Source organism: [Clostridium] symbiosum, assembly GCA_036419695.1.
Classification (GTDB): Bacteria; Bacillota; Clostridia; order Lachnospirales; family Lachnospiraceae; genus Otoolea; species Otoolea symbiosa_A.
The window spans coordinates 2617862-2635564 of sequence record CP143946.1; the positions used below are offsets into that span (position 1 = coordinate 2617862).

At 50.3% G+C, this 17703-nt stretch carries 18 protein-coding genes and 1 pseudogene; 14 read left to right on the top strand and 5 right to left on the bottom strand.

Annotated elements, in window-relative coordinates; genetic code table 11:
- Nucleotides 1-163: 163 nt before the first annotated feature.
- The 3 genes from V3C10_12075 to V3C10_12085 are packed head-to-tail and all read left to right on the top strand — an operon-like array spanning nt 164 to nt 3472.
- The gene (locus V3C10_12075) at nt 164-844 is read left to right on the top strand and encodes a response regulator transcription factor (GenBank protein WVP64507.1); all 681 of its coding nucleotides are present in this window, start codon (nt 164-166) and stop codon (nt 842-844) included.
- On the top strand, nt 841-2838 hold the full coding sequence (locus V3C10_12080; GenBank protein ID WVP64508.1) for a sensor histidine kinase: 1998 nt from the start codon (nt 841-843) through the stop codon (nt 2836-2838). The genes V3C10_12075 and V3C10_12080 overlap by 4 nt, the downstream gene beginning before the upstream one ends.
- A gap of 22 nt (nt 2839-2860) precedes the next feature.
- The gene (locus tag V3C10_12085; GenBank protein WVP64509.1) at nt 2861-3472 is read left to right on the top strand and encodes a hypothetical protein; all 612 of its coding nucleotides are present in this window, start codon (nt 2861-2863) and stop codon (nt 3470-3472) included.
- A gap of 277 nt (nt 3473-3749) precedes the next feature.
- Here the strand turns inward: V3C10_12085 and V3C10_12090 are convergent, their stop codons facing one another.
- The 4 genes from V3C10_12090 to V3C10_12105 all read right to left on the bottom strand — a co-directional run bounded on the left by V3C10_12090 (nt 3750) and on the right by V3C10_12105 (nt 8926).
- Complete coding sequence (locus V3C10_12090; protein ID WVP64616.1) at nt 3750-4955, bottom strand: ribonuclease E/G; 1206 nt, start codon at nt 4953-4955, stop codon at nt 3750-3752.
- Complete coding sequence (locus V3C10_12095; protein ID WVP64510.1) at nt 4948-5664, bottom strand: TIGR03936 family radical SAM-associated protein; 717 nt, start codon at nt 5662-5664, stop codon at nt 4948-4950. Before V3C10_12095 ends, V3C10_12090 begins: the two co-directional genes overlap by 8 nt.
- Complete coding sequence (locus V3C10_12100) at nt 5639-7513, bottom strand: TIGR03960 family B12-binding radical SAM protein (GenBank protein WVP64511.1); 1875 nt, start codon at nt 7511-7513, stop codon at nt 5639-5641. Before V3C10_12100 ends, V3C10_12095 begins: the two co-directional genes overlap by 26 nt.
- A gap of 153 nt (nt 7514-7666) precedes the next feature.
- Complete coding sequence (locus V3C10_12105) at nt 7667-8926, bottom strand: MFS transporter (protein ID WVP64512.1); 1260 nt, start codon at nt 8924-8926, stop codon at nt 7667-7669.
- A 465-nt stretch (nt 8927-9391) separates the two neighbouring features.
- Here V3C10_12105 and V3C10_12110 point away from each other — a divergent pair, with 465 nt between their 5' ends.
- From V3C10_12110 to V3C10_12155, 10 genes and pseudogenes are all read left to right on the top strand, one after another.
- A complete protein-coding gene (locus V3C10_12110; GenBank protein ID WVP64617.1) occupies nt 9392-10735 on the top strand; it encodes an MATE family efflux transporter in 1344 nt (447 codons plus the stop codon).
- A gap of 169 nt (nt 10736-10904) precedes the next feature.
- Entirely contained in the window at nt 10905-11213 is a 309-nt protein-coding gene (gene rplU / locus V3C10_12115; GenBank protein ID WVP64513.1) for a 50S ribosomal protein L21, read from the top strand.
- An 8-nt stretch (nt 11214-11221) separates the two neighbouring features.
- Entirely contained in the window at nt 11222-11551 is a 330-nt protein-coding gene (locus V3C10_12120) for a ribosomal-processing cysteine protease Prp (protein ID WVP64514.1), read from the top strand.
- Between the two features lie 3 nt (nt 11552-11554).
- A complete protein-coding gene (rpmA, locus tag V3C10_12125) occupies nt 11555-11845 on the top strand; it encodes a 50S ribosomal protein L27 (GenBank protein ID WVP64515.1) in 291 nt (96 codons plus the stop codon).
- Between the two features lie 160 nt (nt 11846-12005).
- Nucleotides 12006-13289, top strand: coding sequence for a GTPase ObgE (gene obgE / locus V3C10_12130; GenBank protein ID WVP64516.1), 1284 nt, complete (start codon nt 12006-12008; stop codon nt 13287-13289).
- A 46-nt stretch (nt 13290-13335) separates the two neighbouring features.
- Nucleotides 13336-13632 carry a ribosome assembly RNA-binding protein YhbY gene (gene yhbY, locus V3C10_12135; protein ID WVP64517.1) on the top strand — a complete coding sequence of 99 codons (297 nt, stop codon included), beginning with the start codon at nt 13336-13338 and terminating at the stop codon, nt 13630-13632.
- A gap of 21 nt (nt 13633-13653) precedes the next feature.
- Nucleotides 13654-14262, top strand: coding sequence for a nicotinate-nucleotide adenylyltransferase (gene nadD / locus V3C10_12140; protein ID WVP64518.1), 609 nt, complete (start codon nt 13654-13656; stop codon nt 14260-14262).
- A 78-nt stretch (nt 14263-14340) separates the two neighbouring features.
- A pseudogene (yqeK, locus tag V3C10_12145) lies at nt 14341-14925 on the top strand (bis(5'-nucleosyl)-tetraphosphatase (symmetrical) YqeK).
- An 85-nt stretch (nt 14926-15010) separates the two neighbouring features.
- Complete coding sequence (gene rsfS / locus V3C10_12150; protein ID WVP64519.1) at nt 15011-15367, top strand: ribosome silencing factor; 357 nt, start codon at nt 15011-15013, stop codon at nt 15365-15367.
- A 138-nt stretch (nt 15368-15505) separates the two neighbouring features.
- Nucleotides 15506-16228 carry a DUF554 domain-containing protein gene (locus V3C10_12155; protein WVP64520.1) on the top strand — a complete coding sequence of 241 codons (723 nt, stop codon included), beginning with the start codon at nt 15506-15508 and terminating at the stop codon, nt 16226-16228.
- A 166-nt stretch (nt 16229-16394) separates the two neighbouring features.
- On the opposite strand, the gene lexA is transcribed toward V3C10_12155, so the two are convergent.
- A complete protein-coding gene (gene lexA / locus V3C10_12160) occupies nt 16395-17009 on the bottom strand; it encodes a transcriptional repressor LexA (GenBank protein ID WVP64521.1) in 615 nt (204 codons plus the stop codon).
- A gap of 174 nt (nt 17010-17183) precedes the next feature.
- Between lexA and V3C10_12165 the strand changes: the two genes are divergently transcribed.
- Complete coding sequence (locus V3C10_12165) at nt 17184-17495, top strand: LysM peptidoglycan-binding domain-containing protein (GenBank protein ID WVP64522.1); 312 nt, start codon at nt 17184-17186, stop codon at nt 17493-17495.
- Nucleotides 17496-17703 lie beyond the last annotated feature (208 nt).

Genomic DNA, 17703 nt, shown 5'->3' on the forward strand with positions numbered 1-17703 from the left:
GGCCGCAGGTGGGTAAGCGGATGCACTTCTCTATTGACACAGGCTCAAATCAACCATATAATAAAAGCAGTACAATATGCGAATGGCACCTGCCGTTCGCATATTGTCGTTTCAGGGAAGATGAACACTTTCGTTCATCTGATGCAAGAGAGGAGGGGACCTGTTGGAGCAAACGTATTGGCTGCTGGCCGTTGATGATGAGCCGGATATTTTAAGAACAAACCGAAAATACCTGGAGGCCAGGGGGTACAAGGTTGATACGGCCGTCTGTGCCAAGGACGGCCTGGAATTGCTGCGCCAGCGCAGCTATGACTGTATTCTATTGGATGTACTTCTGCCGGATCTCAACGGATTTGAGCTATGTCAGGCGGTACGCAATATTACATCAGCGCCGATTCTGTTTTTAAGCTGCATGGACGATGAGGAGGATAAGATCCGGGGATTGATGGCCGGCGGGGACGATTATATTACCAAACCTTACAGCTTAAAGGAACTGGCAGCCCGGGTTTATGCACAGGTGCGGCGCAGTGTGATGCAGGGATTCATCATCGACCATCATCAGCAGAGCCTGACCGCAGGAAACCATGTGATTTTGCTGTCCCAAAAAGAGTTTGATTTGTTCCTGTATCTCTTAGGAAACCCCGGCCGGATCTTAACCCCGGAGGAACTGTACAGAGAGGTATGGAGAACAGGGAAGCCGGATACCACAAATTCGGTTGCAGTACATATTGCAAGGCTGCGGCGCAAACTGGATGAGGCAGGCCATCTGGTCGGTAACATCGAAACGGTGCGCGGGGAGGGCTATCAGTTCCATCCCAGGTCGGAAGCGAGGACGAAATTATGAAACGGTTTCTATGTCTGTTAGCCTTAATACTGACGGTTTGTATCACCATGCTGTTCACCGCATCCCAGCCATTCGTCACGGAAGGGCCAAAGGCGGGGGCAGGAGTATTGGATTTCTGCGAGACAGATTTTCAATCGGACGTCTATGCACTGGATGGGGAATGGGAGTTTTATTATGGACGGCTCTACACCCCGGAGGACTTTGAGCAGGGGCAGACAGAGGGGATAGAGTATATCTCCCTGCCCGGGCCATGGATTAAGCTGGGCTATCCGAGGCTTGGATATGCCACATACCGCCTGCATATCAGGACCGCCAGTGACCGGCCGCTGATGCTCTATGTGCCGGAGATCATGTCCTCCTCCATCATCTGGGCCAATGGGACAGAAGTATTTGAGGCCGGGCATCCGGGAGACTCGGCGGCCCGCACGACTCCCGGTGTGAGGAATGACCTTCTGGCCGTGGCGCCCCAGGACGGCGCGGTGGAGCTGGTGGTTCAGGCGTCTAATTACCATATGAATGGGAGCGGTATTTTTTATCCGCTTCTCATCGGCCGCGACACGGTGCTGCTCCATCATATTTTCTGGCAGAGGCTCTTGATTGCGTTTGCCCTGGGCGGAATATTGTTTATGGGCATCTATCACCTGTTTCTGTTTGCATTTAGACGGAGGGAGAAAATCTATCTCATATATAGTGTAACCTGTCTGGTGACGACGGTCCGCCTGGCCATGGAGAGCAACAATCTGTTCCAGTATTTTCTGCCCGGCGGGATCGGGCCGGTGCTGAACCGGGTGTTTCTGCTACTGTTTACCTTACAGAACCTTTGCATCTGTATTTTTCTGCTGCGTATGTTCTCGGTCCGTCTGGGCCGCATCCTGCAAGCGGTCTATGGAGTCAGTTTTATCCTGCCCATGGCGCTGATTTGCATCCGCAGCGTTCCCTATGCGGTGGCGGTGAACTGGATGTTCCTGGTGCTGCTGCCATATGGCATCTCAGTGGTGCTGGTGATAAAAAGCGGGAAGATTGGCAGGGATCCGTACCGGCTTCTGTATCTGTTAAGTTTAATCATCTTTATTTTCTTCGGCCCGCTGTCGAAGACGGTTTTTGAGGGAGCGCTTTTTGTGCCTGGAATTGCCCCGAACCTGTTCTTACTTCTTTGCCAGTGTACGATGCTCTCACGAAATTATGCAAAGGCCCACAATGAGGTGGAGCGGATCAACGAAAACCTGGAGCTTTTGGTGGAGCAGAGGACGGAAGAGTTAAATAAGTCCAACCGGCAGTTGGCGGCGTCCCAGGAAGCCCTGCGGGAAATGATTGCCAATATCTCTCATGACCTCAAAACGCCTCTGACCGTGCTGAATAATTATCTGGAGCTGCTGGGGGACGGAACCATAACGGCCAACGAGCAGGAGCGGGCGGAATATCTGGGAATCGCGTACCACAAGAACCTGGATCTCCAGAGGCTGATTCACAACCTGTTTGAAGTGACCAGGATGGAGGGCGGAACAGCGGTTTACAGAAAAGAGCGGATCCCTGCGGTCCAGTTGATGAAGGAGGCGCAGATCAAATACGCGGAGCTGGTCCAGGACAAAGGGATCGGATTTTCTGCTGAAGCGGAGGAGGACGTCGAACTGGCGGTGGATCGCAATAAGATATGGAGTGTGCTGGACAACCTGGTTTACAACGCAATCCGTTATACAAAGGAGGGAGGCAGCATCTCTCTCCGTATCAAAAGGAACGGGGAGCGGATCGAGCTGAAGGCGGAGGATACCGGGGAGGGCATCGGACCGGAACACCTTCCCCATATTTTTGAGCGTTTTTACAAGGTCTCGCCGGAGCGCGGGGAGAAGGACGGATCCAGCGGTCTGGGACTCTATATTGTCAAGACGGCCGTGGAAGCCATGGGAGGTACGGTGGGAGTGGAGAGTACGCCTGGAAAGGGAACTGTATTCACTATTCAATTTCCTGTCAATCAAGATCCTGTCAATCGAGAATAAGTTTGAAAAAGGGAGTTATCGAATGACGGTTTCCGTCACCGGGGATCATGAGCGGAAGGCGGAGGCAGAGGCTGAGTTTACGGTGAAGCCGAAAGCGGAACCAGCTCCCCAGCCGAAGACCAAAAGAGACTCGGACAGAGGTTTTACTGTGAAGTGGCCGGTCTATACTTACTTAAACGGCGAGGTGCCGGCCTCTGCGGGATCCGGATCATGGGAGAAGCAGCCGGGCGGTGTCTGGAAGTTCCATAAGGATGGAAGCGCGGACGCACCGGGATCCGGTGCTGCGGGCCCGGCGGCGGCGGTCACAGACGGCGCAAGGTATGCGGCAAATGAATGGCTGTATATCGACGGCTTCTGGTATCTGTTCGACGCCGACGGCAGGATGGTAGTGGACTGGGCATGCGTGAACGGAGCCTGGTATTACTTAAGCACCGCAGAGTATGCGGCGGCGGACGCCGGTCTGAAAGAAGGCGCTATGGTCACCGGCTGGCTGTTCGATCCATTTACCAGGCAGTGGTACTGGCTGGACGAGAGCGGCGTCATGGCGGTCGGCTGGGTGGAGATTGACGGAAGACGGTACTATTTTAACCCGGAGAGTGATGGGAAGAGAGGGGCGCTGAAGGAGGAACCGTGACGCGCCATTGTTTCCACAAATAGGGAAGAAATCGAATTACAGTTACATATCGGTTGGCCCAGGAAAAACTGACAATGTGCCCGGAGGTTTTTAGTTTGGAATTGCTGCCATCGGGGAACAATAGAAAAAATAAGAATGTAAATGTGAAAAACAGATGCCGGAATATACACGGCACCTGTTTTTCTCATTTAATATACGGAACACGGCAGGTTTCGTGAACACGCAGTGTTTCGCAATAAAAACACAGATTTTTGTACAAGAAAGAATCCTGCTCGTGTCATTGTGCGACACTCTCTTTCAGCATTTCGTAAAACGGTCTTCTCACTTTTTTTCTTGTTATCTCCACAAGCCCCAGCTTTGTCATTTCCACCAGCACGGTCTTGACCGGATCTTTTCTCAGCTCTTCCTCCAGGCGGGCCAGCAGAAGTTTCTTGTGCTCCTCTTTCGTCATATCGATAAAATCCACAATGATGATTCCCGACAGGTTCCGCAGGCACAGCTGTCTTGCCGTCTCGGCGGCAGCCTCCAGGTTGATCTTAAGGATGGTGTCCTCCACGTTCTTTTTTCCCGTATATTTCCCGGTATTGACATCCACGACCGTCAGCGCCTCCGTCGGCTCAATCACGAGATAGCCTCCCGATTTCAGCCAGACCCGGCGGCCGGAAGCTTCCTCCATGGCAGATTCGAGGCTGTACAGCTTAATCAGGGGAACCGCTGAATCCTCATAAAACTTTAGTTTCCCTGCATCATCCGGCTGGTTTTCTTCCAGATAGGCTATCATCCTTGTATGGCACTCCGGAATATCCGTGATAATCGCCTCCAGGCTCCCTGCAAACGTATCGCGGAGTCCCGCAATATAAGAAGGCTCAGCGCTTTCCAGCACGGAATAGCAGGTCCGGCAGGCGGCTTTTGACAGCAGTTCCTCCATCCTCTCCTTAAGCGCCAGTACCTCCCGCCCGATTGTCTCCTTTGCCGCACCCATGGCATTGGTCCTGACAATCACGCCGAAACGCTCGTCCTTCAGTGCGTCCAGATATTCCTTTATTTCCGCTTTCCACTTCTCGTCCCGGATTTTCACGGAAAAACCGACCTGGTTTTTGCCCATGGTCAGGACAGCGTATTTGCCGGTAAAATTCAGGTAACTGCTGAGAACGGGATCTTTTGTCTTTACCGCATCCCGCGCCACCTGGACCACCAGTTCATCCCCCTGTTTGACCGTCCGGTCCGGACAGAGAGCCGGAAGACAGTCGGCAAACAGATGGGTCCTGTTCTCCGTCAGGCTGTAGTATCCCGTCTTTCCCCCACCTAGATCCACAAAAGCGGCATTGATATTTTTCACGATATTCTGCACTTTTCCAATATAAATATTGCCCAGGAGGCTGTTGCTTTCCTCCTGCTCCAGATTCAGGGAGCGGCATTTGCTGTCAGACATCAGTGCAGTCAGGATCATTCCCTTCCATTTGGTTACAATCAGTTTATTCAATCTCGGCTCCGTATTCTTCCAATGCTTTAAATTGATGGTTCCCTTCCCCGCCCTCATCGGCATAGACTTCCTCGCGCTGCACCTGGAACCCGAAGACAGGATATTCCTGTCCAAGGAAACTGTAATAAGCGCCGATAATCTGTTCCGGCTTTACGTTGGCCGTGCTGCCGGATGAAATTTTCAAAAAGATCCGGGTATTCTCATCTGTCAGATATGCCTCGTAAATATAAGGGCGAAGATCCATGGTTTTCTCGCCTTTTTTGGTCTTCTTAACAATTTCAATCGATTCGCTGCCGCAGAACTCCAGCAGACCTTTCATAAATCCGGGGACATCCTCCGGCTCATATCCCTCCTTGAACCATACCGTATAGTCGGCGGCAGCCACGAGGGACATTGCGTTTTTTGCGTTGTCATCCAGTTTTCTGTAGCTCAAAACGCGGAAACCTTCCGCATTTTCCCGGTTGATCCGCTCCATCATTGTGCGGGAATCCTCCGTGGAATTCACTTCGATATCTACGTATTCCCCATTGCTTAGTATGCCCACTCCGAGCGGGGAGGCGAAGGACATGATTTGATGCGGGCTGAAGCCCTCGCTGTAACGGATATCCACATCTGCCCTTCTCATCACCTTCTGAAAATAGCGCATAATGTCGAGATGGCCGATAAATTTTAACGGGCCTTGCTTACTGAACTTTATTCTTATTTTCATAGCAGACCCCTCCTTTATATTTTGCCACACCGCAGCCGGAACATTTTGCACGGCAGTTCGGCGTCACGGTCTCATTGACCGCATTATTCCATTCACGTTTTAAAAACTCTTTTGTCACTCCGGCATCGATGAAATCCCATGGGAACACTTCATCCAGGCTGCGCTCCCTTACGGTATAGAAATCAATGTCCACCCCGCAGGTTTCAAATGCCTGCATCCAGATTTCATTGTGGAAATGTTCCGACCAGGAATCGTAGAGGGCGCCGTTCTTGTAGGCCTCCTCCACCACGGCCGCCACCTTACGGTCGCCCCGCGCCAGCACGCCCTCGAGGACGGTCAGATCCGCCTCATGCCAGTTGTAGCGCAGGCTCTTGCGGTTGAGCATTTCCTTCATCTTCTTATTTACAATGTACGCCCTGTCGAGAAACTCCTGTTTGGTGCACATTCTGGCCCACTGGAATGGGGTAAACGGCTTCGGGACAAAGAAGGAGGAGCTGGCGGTAACCTGAACTTTTCCATTTCGTTCTTCCTTTGGAATATTATAGTATTCCTCGGCCACTTTTTCGGAAAGCTCCGCAATTCCCTCCATGTCTTCCACCGTCTCGGTCGGAAGACCCAGCATGAAATAGAGTTTCACACGGTTCCATCCGCCTTTGAACGCCTGTGCGGAGCCGTTCAGGATATCCTCCTCAGTCAGGCCCTTATTGATAACGTTTCGAAGGCGCTGGGAACCGGCCTCCGGCGCAAAGGTTAAACTGCTCTTCTTGACATCCTGTACCTTGCTCATAACATCCAGTGAGAACGCATCGATTCGCAGGGACGGAAGAGATACGTTGATTCCTTTGCCGTCAAACTCCTCGATCAGGAAGGTCACAAGCCCCTCCAACTGCGTATGGTCACTGGAACTTAAGGAACTGAGTGATATTTCCTCATGGCCCGTGCTCTTTAACATCTTATATGCCAGGCTTTTCAGTTCTTCAAGACTTCTTTCCCTTACGGGACGGTACACCATGCCGGCCTGACAGAAACGGCAGCCGCGTATGCAGCCGCGCATAATTTCCAGGACGACGCGGTCCTGGGTTACCTTAATAAACGGAACAATCGGTTTTTCCGGATAGCAGGTATTTTCCATATCCATAATAAGCTGTTTTTCCACTTTGTCCGGGGCATGGGGATTCACGGGAACCATGCGGTCGATAGTCCCGTCCTCCTTATACCATACTTCATAGAAAGAGGGAACATAGATACCGGGAATCTCCGCCGCCGCTTCCAGGAATTCTTTTCTGGTTCCGCCGCGCTTTTTAATCTCTTTATAGCGGTCCAAAAGCTCAAAATAAACCACCTCGCCCTCACCGATATAGAAGAGGTCAAAGAAAGGCGCAATCGGCTCGGGGTTATAGCTGCACGGCCCGCCGCCGATCACGATCGGATCTTCTTCCGTCCGATCCTCCGCATGAAGCGGGATATGGGCCAGATCGAGGATCTGCAGGATGTTGGTATAGCACATCTCATACTGGAGGGTAATTCCGAGGAAATCAAAATCTTTCACCGGATCCTGGCTCTCCAACGCGAATAACGGGATGTTCTTCTCCCTCATAATCTTGTCCAGATCCGTCCATGGAGAATAAACGCGCTCGCAGTATACGTCCTCGCGTTTGTTAAACATATCGTAGAGAATCTGGATGCCAAGATGGGACATTCCTATCTCATATACGTCCGGGAAACACATGGCAAACCTTACGTCCACCTTGGACGGGTCCTTTTTCACCATGTTGACCTCACCGCCGATGTAGCGGGCAGGCTGCTGGATACTCAATAATACTTCATCAGTTAAAGCTAATTTTCTCATTATTTTTCCTTGTTTACTCTGCTGTTCATACAGTATTTTGGGTTTGCGTTATGGCTTAAACCAATGTGCCACAACGCATAATTATAAGGCATTTCATGGCATTAATCAACATCATTCGGCAGAACATACTTAAGAGAACATACTTGTCCTGCTTTACTGTATTGAAACATGCGGCGCAGCTTTCAGATGAATTGCGGCCAGCCCGGCCATACAGAAACCGCTGGCCGTGAGGAAGGTAATGGCCTGGACCATTCCGGTGCGGTCGGCAATCAGTCCGATTAACTGCGGAGTCACTATGCCGCCAAGGGCGGAGATGGCGGTCAGGACCGACATTCCCAACGTGGATCCCTTAATATAGATTCCGGCGTCGGCGATGCAGACAGGATAAATCCCCGACATAAAAAAGCCAAGTCCCGCTAAAGAGGCCGTGACGGATATCAGGCTGTGGGAGCCGATCAGGAACAGGAAACAGATGAGGCTCCCCAGACAGTGGAAGAGTATCAATAGTCCCTGTGAAAACCGGCCCAGCATCGCGGCACAGAAGAGCCTGCCTGCCATGATGACGATCCAAGTGATCGAGACCAGGGTGGAAGCGTAGGCCTCCGAGACCAGACCGGTGCTCTGCAGATAGGTGACAAACCAGCCGTTGACGCAGTTTTCAAGACCCAGATAGAAAAAGAGCAGAAAACTGATACAGTAAAAATCGGGGAGTCGGAGGAAGGCGGCGGGAGAACCTTCGGATCCCGGCTGCATTTCCGGCGCTTTTCCGGATAACCGTTTGGCCGCAGCTTCGGATTCCCCGTCATGAGCGGGCCGGACGGAAGCGATCTCCATAACCGAGTAATCGGCCGTTCCATAGAGAAGCGCGGAGCTGGCGCAGAGCGCGGTGATGATATAGACGATGGCCCTCCAGCCAAGCCCGGCCGTTATCATCATGGCCGTGGCAAGCGGAGCCAGAAACGCGCCTACGGCAAAGCTGCAGTGGAGATAATTGAGCATCTTTGCCGGATTTTCGAAGATATCATTGACCGCCCGGTTATTGATGATGGAGATACTTCCCCTGCCAATCCCGCAGAGAAACGTCAGCAGATAAAGAACCGGCACGGGAGGAAGCAACGTCAGCAGAAAAAGGGCCGCAGGCATCAGAAAACTTGCCGAAGCGATCGAAAGGCGGGTTCCCAGCCGTGAAGAAAGGAGAGGGAAGAGGAAACAGGCCAGAAAATTCCCCACCGCCATACAGGACAGCATGGCGCCGGCCACGACGAAGCTCAGTCCTCCCTCTTTCATCAGGGAAGGCAGGATAGAGCCGATGATCAGGACGGCCATTCCGTTGATAAGATATCCGTAGCAGCATCGCAGAAACAGGGAAAATCCGGACGGGCGCTGCGTCAAAACCGGTACATTGTTTTTCATATTCATATCCTCCAAGTATAATCGAAGTCATTATACATCAGATGCAGAAACCGGGCAAGAAGTATGGGCGGGAAATCGGATATCCTTTTAAAGATACTTGAAAGCTTTCGTTCCCTATGGTAGAATGGCATGGTTGCATTTTTATATAAGTGCTGTTCACAGCCCATCTTTACTGCTTTTATGTTACCAAAGCAGGGAGAGGGCTGTTTTTGATTCATAGGAAATTACGTCCTATGAGTGAAAAAACGCTCCGCGGGGATGCACATGCCGCGCAGGGGTAAACAGCTGCTGGAAAGTCCCGCAGAGGAGGTGGCGCATCGCGGAGCGGTAACTATAAAAATGCTGAACCGTTGCTTTAGATTTGATTTGGGAGGTTTGAATATGGACATAATTGAAACGGATAAGACGGATTTTACAGAGACTGGCCATGCGGCATCCGCGGCGGAGCCGGTGAAGGAAAACAAGATGGGGACAAAGCCGGTGCTTCCGCTGCTTTTATCCATGGCGTTTCCTCCGATGCTGTCCATGATGATACAGTCTCTCTACAATATTGTGGACAGTATATTTGTGGCGCGCTACAGTGAGAATGCCCTGACGGCGGTGTCGCTTGCCTTTCCCCTGCAGACACTGATTGTTGCCTGCTCGGTGGGAATCGGTGTCGGCGTCAATTCTTATATCGCCAGGAAACTGGGAGAACGCAGACAAAAAGAAGCAGACAGCGCGGTGGTCCACGGCCTTCTCCTTGCAGGCGCCGCTTCTATATTATTTGTGGTAATCGGTGCAGTCGGCATCGGCCCGTTCTTCCGGATGTTTACAGACGATGAGGCAATCCTGAAAGACGGCCTTCTCTATGCGAGAATCTGCGTCGGCTTCTGTTTTGGGCCGTTTATCCATATCTGTATTGAAAAGATTTTTCAGGCCACGGGAAAGATGATCTTTCCAATGGCGCTGCAGGCCATCGGTGCGGTTATCAATATCATCCTGGATCCGATCCTGATTTTCGGATACTTTGGCTGTCCGTCCATGGGTATTACGGGAGCGGCTGTGGCGACAATCATCGGCCAGCTCACCGCCATGAGCCTCTCGTTCCTGGTCCTTGTGGTATTTCCCCACGATGTGAAGCTGCGTTTTAAGGGATTTCGCTTTCACGGTTCGGTCGTACGCCAGATTCTGGCCGTCGCCGTTCCGAATGCCTGTATGAATGCGCTGGGGAGTCTCCTTGTGATGGGACTGAATGCAATTCTGATCCAGTTTTCCAATACGGCGGTTTCCCTGTTCGGCATCTATTATAAGCTTCAGACCTTCGTCTTTATGCCGGCCAGCGGCCTTTCCCAGGGAGCCATGCCCATTATGGGGTACAACTACGGCGCCCGTTCCAGAAAACGCCTTTTGGAGTGCCTTAAGTACAGCGCCGTAATCTGCCTCCTGATCATGGGAGTGGGCTGTCTGCTGTTTGAGAGCATACCGGGAACGTTACTTTCCTTATTTCATGCGAATGAAGAGATGCTTGAGATTGGGATTCCGGCGCTCCGCATTATTGCGGTCAGCTTTCTTCCCGCGTCGGTGGGCTTCATCCTTCCCACCATGTTCCAGGCAATGGGCAACGGACTCGACTCCCTGGCGGTATTTTTGCTTAGGCAGCTTGTCATTACCCTTCCGCTGGCCTATTTCCTGCACGGACCGTTTGGTCTGGCCGGAATCTGGGTTTCTTTTATCGCGGCGGAGAGTGTGGGAGCCATTGTCGCCTTTCTGCTGTTTTGTAAAATCAGGAAAAAGGATGAACTTTTGCGCCATGAACCGGTCAATTAAAGGGGATATCCCGACGCTTGTATAGGGTGAAATTTTCTCTTAAATTTTCTTTAAATAATGATTGACAACCAGTCTGGAAAATGCTAGTATAATCTAGTGTGCCGCACAGCGAGGCTATAAGTGCGTAAAGCCGCCGAAGCTGGCGAGTAATGATAATAGGAGGTGCCATATGTACGCGATTATTGCAACAGGTGGTAAGCAGTACAAAGTTGCCGAGGGCGATGTAATCAAAGTTGAAAAACTTGGTGCAGCTGCTGGAGAAGCAGTTACGTTTGATCAGGTTCTTGCTGTTAACAACGGTGAGATGCAGATCGGATGCCCAACCGTTAACGGAGCTACAGTTTCCGCAACTGTAGTGAAAGAAGGAAAAGGCAAGAAAGTTATCGTTTACAAGTATAAGAGAAAATCTGGATACCATAAGAAGAATGGTCACAGACAGCTCTTTACAGAAGTTAAGATTGACAAGATCAATGCTTAATTAAAACCATGATAAGAGTAAACGTATTTTCAGATTCTGAAGGAAATACCAGGGGAATTGAATTAAAAGGCCATGCCGGTTATGATGAGTACGGAAAGGACATAATATGTGCATCCGCATCAGCGCTTGCCCTCAACATGGCGAATTCTGTCGAACGGTTTACCGACGACGGGTTTGACGGCAGTGTCGAGGAAGAGACAGGGCATTTTACATTCCGGTTTACCGGGGAAGTCAGTAAAGAATCAAAACTCCTTATGGACTCGCTTGTTCTTGGACTTAAGAATATAGGAGAGGCATATGGAGAGGAATATATCAAAATCCGATTTAAGGAGGTGTAACTCATGTTTAAAATGAACCTTCAGTTATTCGCTCATAAAAAAGGTGTTGGTTCTACAAAGAACGGCCGTGATTCCGAATCCAAGAGATTAGGAGCGAAAAGAGCCGATGGACAGTTCGTATTAGCTGGCAACATTCTGTACAGACAGCGTGGAACAAAGATTCATCCAGGCATCAACGTAGGCCGCGGTGGAGACGATACATTATTCGCTACGGTTGACGGTGTTGTCAGATTTGAAAGAAAGGGCAGAGACAAAAAACAGGTTTCTGTTTACCCAAGAGCAATTAACGAATAATTCAGACAGCTCCATACCATAATGTATGGAGCTGTTTTTTCATTAAATGTCCGGCGGAGGTTTTCTGCGCCCGGCATTCAGACACCGGTGGAGCCAGAGCGCAGTTTGGAGCGGTACGGAACACGGTGTTATCTTAATGCACCTGTGAAAGGAGAAATTTATGTTTGCCGATAGTGCAAAAGTATTTATAAAATCCGGAAAAGGCGGAGACGGCCATGTTAGCTTCCGCAGGGAACTTTATGTAGCCGCCGGCGGCCCGGACGGAGGGGACGGCGGAAAAGGCGGAGATATTATATTTGAAGTGGATGACGGTCTCAATACCCTGACTGATTTTCGTCATGTCCGTAAATATGTTGCAGAAGACGGGGAACAGGGCGGTAAGAAGCGCTGCCACGGCGCGAATGGACAGGATCTTGTGATCCGTGTTCCGGAAGGCACGGTGATCAAGGATTTTGAATCCGGCAAGGTAATTGCCGATATGTCCGGCGAGAACCGCCGCGAGGTCATATTAAAGGGCGGCAAAGGCGGCCTTGGCAATATGCACTTCGCCACTTCCACGATGCAGGTTCCGAAATATGCCCAGCCGGGACAGCCGGCGCAGGAACTCTGGATTCAGTTGGAACTGAAGGTCATTGCCGACGTCGGACTGGTAGGTTTCCCCAATGTGGGCAAATCCACGCTGCTTTCACGGGTATCCAACGCAAGACCGAAGATTGCCAACTATCATTTTACCACCCTCAACCCCCATCTTGGAGTTGTGGATTTAAACGAGGGACAGGGATTCGTTATGGCGGATATCCCGGGCCTCATCGAGGGCGCATCCCAGGGAATCGGCCTTGGCTATTCCTTTTTAAAACATATTGAGAGAACAAAAGTCCTGGTTCATGTCGTGGATGCGGCATCCACGGAAGGACGCGATCCGGTAGCCGATATCAGGGCAATCAACGCGGAGCTTAAAGCTTATAACCCTGAACTGCTCACACGTCCGCAGGTAATTGCGGCGAACAAGACGGATGCGATTTATGACGGCGAAGAGGAGGATCCGATTGAGCGCCTCAGAAAAGAGTTTGAGCCGGAGGGAATCAGGGTATTTCCTATCTCTGCCGTAACGGGCAAGGGAGTGAAAGAACTTTTATATCATGTCAACGAACTTTTAAAGACGGTGGATCAGAAACCGATTATATTCGAAAAAGAATTTGAATACCAGTTCCAGGCGGAAAAACTTCCGTATACGGTAGAACGCACCGAGGACGGCGTGTTTGTAGTGGAGGGACCGAAGATTGACAAGATGCTCGGTTACACCAATCTGGATTCGGAAAAAGGATTCCAGTTCTTCCAGAAATTCTTAAAGGACGGCGGAATACTTGCCGATCTGGAAGAGGCCGGAATTAAAGAGGGCGATACCGTCCGCATGTACGGCCTGGAATTTGATTATTATAAATAAAACGATACAGTAAAGAATTTAAGAGGAAAGCGGGAGCGTAAGATTAATGACGAGTAAACAGAGAGCCTACTTGAAAGGCCTTGCAATGACAATGGATCCGATCTTTCAGATCGGAAAAGCCAGTATTACCCCGGAACTGACCACGGCTGTGGCAGAGGCTCTGGAGGCCAGGGAATTAATTAAATTAAGTGTTCTGAAGAACTGTATGGACGACGGCAATGAGATTGCCGAGGTATTAGCTGAGCGCACACAGTCCCAGGTGGTCCAGGTAATCGGCAAAAAAATTGTGCTTTACAAGCAGGCAAAGGACGAGAAAAAGAGAAAGATCGTTCTGCCCAAGTAAAGAAAGGAGCCTGGACAGGCTATGAAACGAATCGGAATTATGGGGGGGACATTTGACCCAATCCATGTGGGCCATCTGATGCTCGGGCATCAGGCTTATAAGGAATATGACCTGGATTCTGTATGGTATATGCCTTCAAAGACTCCGCCCCATAAAAGAGATCACAGGATCACATCTTCCGAGGACCGCTGCGCCATGGTGGAGGCCGCAATCGGGGAAACATCCTATTTTTGCCTTTCCGATTTTGAGGTGAGGCGGACGGGAGGGAATACCTATACAGCGGATACACTGCGCCTTCTCCGGGAAGAATATAAGGATACGGAATTTTATTTTATTGTGGGCGCTGATTCCATCCACGATATTGAAAAATGGTATCGGCCCGAATATGTGCTGCGTGCGGTCACCTTTCTTGCTGCTGGCCGCGAATGCGAGGAACAGAAGCGTTCTCTGGATACCCAGATCGAATATCTGAAAGAAAAGTACGGTGCACGGATCATGAGACTCCACTGTATGGAGATTGATGTGGCGTCCGCCGACATCCGGGAGCGGATTGCCTCCGGAGAGCCGGTGGAGGGCCTGATCCCCCAGCCGGTGTACCGGTATATTAAAGAGCACGGACTTTACCTCTGACGCTTTGTCACCGGCGGAGTCTTTAGACAGCAGATTCAGGCTGAACGGTAAGGAGAATCCCTGCCGGGGAGGCATAAGATGAGTAAACAAAATTCATATAAAGACCTTCCGGTTCCCGAGTTTGTAAGGATCCGGGAACATCTGAAGGGCAAATTACCCCCGATGCGCTACGAGCACACACTCGGCGTCTCGTATACGTGTATCGCGCTGGCCATGCGGTATGGGTATGATTTACAGAAAGCGGAGCTGGCCGGCCTGCTTCACGACTGTGCAAAACGGTACGATGAGGAGGCAATTGTCAAAAAGTGCCGCAGCAAAGGAATTGAACTGACCGAAAATGAGCTGAATGCGCCTGCCACGATCCATGCGAAATTGGGAGCCTGGATGGCGGAACATAAATATGGGATCGACGATCCCGAGATACTGCAGGCCATTGCATGCCATACCACGGGCAAACCGGGCATGGGGCTTTTAGACAAGATACTTTATATTGCGGATTATATAGAGCCGCGCAGAGACAGGGCGCCACGGCTTCCCGAGATGAGAAAGCTGGCATTTGAAGATCTCGATGAGGCCCTGTACCAGATTATGAAGGGAATTCTCGGGTATTTGGAGGAGTCCGGCGCTTATATAGACGATATGACCAGAGTTGCTTTTGAATATTGTGACGCAGAGAGAATGCGCAGAATGGAAGAAGCCGTGACCCAGACGGGTCCTCTGGCTGATTTGAAGGAGGAAATATCACAGAATGACACAGGCAAGCAAAATGGCAAAAATCGCCGTAAAAGCACTGGAAGACAAAAAAGGAGAAGATATCAGAATCATTGATATCCGTGAAGTATCCATTCTCGCAGATTATTTTATCATAGCGGACGGAAGCAACGCGAGCCAGGTACAGGCCATGGCCGACAATGTGGAAGAGGAACTTCTGAAGGAAGGCCACGAGTGCCGTCAGATAGAGGGTTACAATACGGCCAACTGGATTCTGATGGACTACAATGATATCATTGTCCATGTATTCTCACGTGAAGACAGGCTGTTCTATGATCTGGAGCGTATCTGGAGAGACGGCAAACAGATCGCGAGCATTGACGACTTACAATAAAAGACCGGTTTCCGTTCCTTTTGAATGGAAAAGGTAAGAAACGAAGAAAAGAAAATCAAACTCGCGCATTGGTTAACATAATTATTTTATGTAAACTGATGTGCGAGTTTTCAGAATTTAAAGAACAGAGGTTATAAAATGCCTGGACTTGGAACTATTATAAACTGCGCCGGGGTAATCGGCGGCGGTATTCTTGGTATGATGATAAAAAAAGGACTGTCGGAACGTTTTCAAAACATTCTGATACAGGCCGTGGGACTCTGCGTCATTTTTCTCGGCATCAGCGGAACGCTCACGCAGATGCTTACGGTGGACGGCGGCGTGATTGTATCCGGAGGCACAATGATGATTATTTTCTCGTTGGCCCTGGGAGCGCTGCTCGGAGAGCTTCTGAATATTGAAAAGCATACGGAGGAATTCGGAGAGTGGATCAAGGTTAAGACGGGAAGCGGCAGTGACGGCAGCTTTGTGGACGGCTTCGTCACTACCTCCCTGACAATCTGCATCGGCGCCATGGCCGTCGTCGGCGCAATCCAGGACGGAATCACGGGCGACATCTCCATGCTCTGTGCAAAGGCGGTTCTGGATGCGATTATCGTGTTCGTTATGGCGTCCTCGATGGGAAAGGGCTGTATCTTCTCAGTCATCCCTCTCGGCCTGTTCCAGGGGGGCATTACGCTGCTGTCCAGGGTGATAGAGCCGCTTCTGACGCCGCAGGCGGTATCCAATATGTCGATGGTCGGCTCCATGCTGATTTTCTGCGTGGGTGTCAATCTGATGTTCCAGAGGAAGATTAAGGTAGCCAATATGCTGCCGGCCCTCGTTTTTGCCGTGGCCTGTGCATTTCTGCCGTTTTTTTAGGATTCTTTTTTAAGATTCTTTCAATGTACATAGTCCAGGATTAGAAAGACGGAGTATTAAGAGGAAACGGACCGGCTCAATGTCCGTCTTCTCTTAATACTCCGTCTTAAATTGCAGATTGAACTATTGCAGATTGAACTGAAATAGAATCGCAATAGAACAAAAATCACATTAACCGGAAGAGGCCGATCACCTTGCCGAGGATCTGTACATCATCGAGAATGATCGGTTCCATGGAGGCGTTCTGAGGCTGCAGGCGGATATGGCCCTTCTCTTTATAGAATGTTTTGACCGTGGCGGAGTCTTCCACCAGGGCAACAACGATCTCTCCGTTTCTTGCCGTGTTGGTCTGTTCCACGATGACGCGGTCGCCGTTAAAGATTCCGGCGTCAATCATGCTGTCTCCCTTGACGTTCAGCATGAAGAGCTCCTTATTCGGAAGCATCTCCACGGGAATCGGGAAATAGTTCTCAATATTCTGCTGGGCCAGAATCGGCGCTCCGGCGGCAACGGTACCCAGCAGAGGAACATTAACCACCTCACGGCGGGCCAGATTAAACGTGTCGTCTATGATCTCTATCGTACGGGGCTTCGTAGGGTCGCGTCGGATGTATCCGTTCTTCTCCAGCTGCTCCAGATGGGAATGGACGGAGGATGTGGACTTGAGCCGCACGGCTTCGCAGATCTCACGGACAGCCGGAGGATAGCCCTTCTTCAGTATCGTTTCTTTAATATATTCTAATATTTCTCTCTGTTTATCGGTAATTTTACCCTGTGCCATATATGTACCTCCTCTGTATATATAATAGTAACATATGTTCGAAAAAAATGCAAACCTTTGTTCGGTATTTTCGCTTAAAAGCATTGACAAACACACGTTCGCCCTATATAATACAGATAGAGATAAGAACATACGTTTGGAACATATATTTGTTTTACCAAGGAGGAAATGGGGATGAAGAAGGGGATGCTTGTTTTGCTTGTTCTGTTGGCTATGATGAGTTCAGGATTTTTCGGGCATAATCTGATGCAGGCCATGGCCGAGGAGGAACCGGCCGTAAGCTATAGTAAATATTACACCAGTATCCGTCTGGAGGAGGGTGACACACTCTGGAACCTGGCCGAGAAGTATAACCACCATTCGGCGAAGACGATGGAGGAATATGTGCGTGAGTTAAAGAGCATGAACTGTCTGATTGACGACAGCATCCATGCAGGGAATTATCTGACCGTCACCTATTACCGGGCTGACCCCGAGACATATTAGAGGGTGCCAATCAGAGGGTGCACAGAACAGCGGACAATCGAACAATTGATCAGGAGATGCGGGCGGCGGTAAACTGCCCGCTGATTTTTTATATCCTTTGGTCTAAATGATGGTAACGCGAAGGTCTTAATGCAAAGGTCAATGAAGGCGCAGTGGAAACAGTTAAGAAACTGATAAGAATCAGGCAGAAGTTCTCTAAAGATTTTTG

What these genes read in the sequence shown, in the direction of transcription:
- V3C10_12120 (WVP64514.1), top strand. Translation starts at nt 11,222, where the DNA reads ATGATAAGAGTAAACGTATTTTCAGATTCTGAAGGAAATACCAGGGGA.
- V3C10_12100 (WVP64511.1), bottom strand. Translation starts at nt 7,513, where the DNA reads ATGAGAAAATTAGCTTTAACTGATGAAGTATTATTGAGTATCCAGCAG.
- rsfS (WVP64519.1), top strand. Translation starts at nt 15,011, where the DNA reads ATGACACAGGCAAGCAAAATGGCAAAAATCGCCGTAAAAGCACTGGAA.
- V3C10_12110 (WVP64617.1), top strand. Translation starts at nt 9,392, where the DNA reads ATGGGGACAAAGCCGGTGCTTCCGCTGCTTTTATCCATGGCGTTTCCT.
- rplU (WVP64513.1), top strand. Translation starts at nt 10,905, where the DNA reads ATGTACGCGATTATTGCAACAGGTGGTAAGCAGTACAAAGTTGCCGAG.
- rpmA (WVP64515.1), top strand. Translation starts at nt 11,555, where the DNA reads ATGTTTAAAATGAACCTTCAGTTATTCGCTCATAAAAAAGGTGTTGGT.
- yhbY (WVP64517.1), top strand. Translation starts at nt 13,336, where the DNA reads ATGACGAGTAAACAGAGAGCCTACTTGAAAGGCCTTGCAATGACAATG.
- V3C10_12155 (WVP64520.1), top strand. Translation starts at nt 15,506, where the DNA reads ATGCCTGGACTTGGAACTATTATAAACTGCGCCGGGGTAATCGGCGGC.
- V3C10_12165 (WVP64522.1), top strand. Translation starts at nt 17,184, where the DNA reads ATGAAGAAGGGGATGCTTGTTTTGCTTGTTCTGTTGGCTATGATGAGT.
- V3C10_12105 (WVP64512.1), bottom strand. Translation starts at nt 8,926, where the DNA reads ATGAAAAACAATGTACCGGTTTTGACGCAGCGCCCGTCCGGATTTTCC.
- V3C10_12080 (WVP64508.1), top strand. Translation starts at nt 841, where the DNA reads ATGAAACGGTTTCTATGTCTGTTAGCCTTAATACTGACGGTTTGTATC.
- nadD (WVP64518.1), top strand. Translation starts at nt 13,654, where the DNA reads ATGAAACGAATCGGAATTATGGGGGGGACATTTGACCCAATCCATGTG.
- lexA (WVP64521.1), bottom strand. Translation starts at nt 17,009, where the DNA reads ATGGCACAGGGTAAAATTACCGATAAACAGAGAGAAATATTAGAATAT.
- V3C10_12095 (WVP64510.1), bottom strand. Translation starts at nt 5,664, where the DNA reads ATGAAAATAAGAATAAAGTTCAGTAAGCAAGGCCCGTTAAAATTTATC.
- obgE (WVP64516.1), top strand. Translation starts at nt 12,006, where the DNA reads ATGTTTGCCGATAGTGCAAAAGTATTTATAAAATCCGGAAAAGGCGGA.
- V3C10_12085 (WVP64509.1), top strand. Translation starts at nt 2,861, where the DNA reads ATGACGGTTTCCGTCACCGGGGATCATGAGCGGAAGGCGGAGGCAGAG.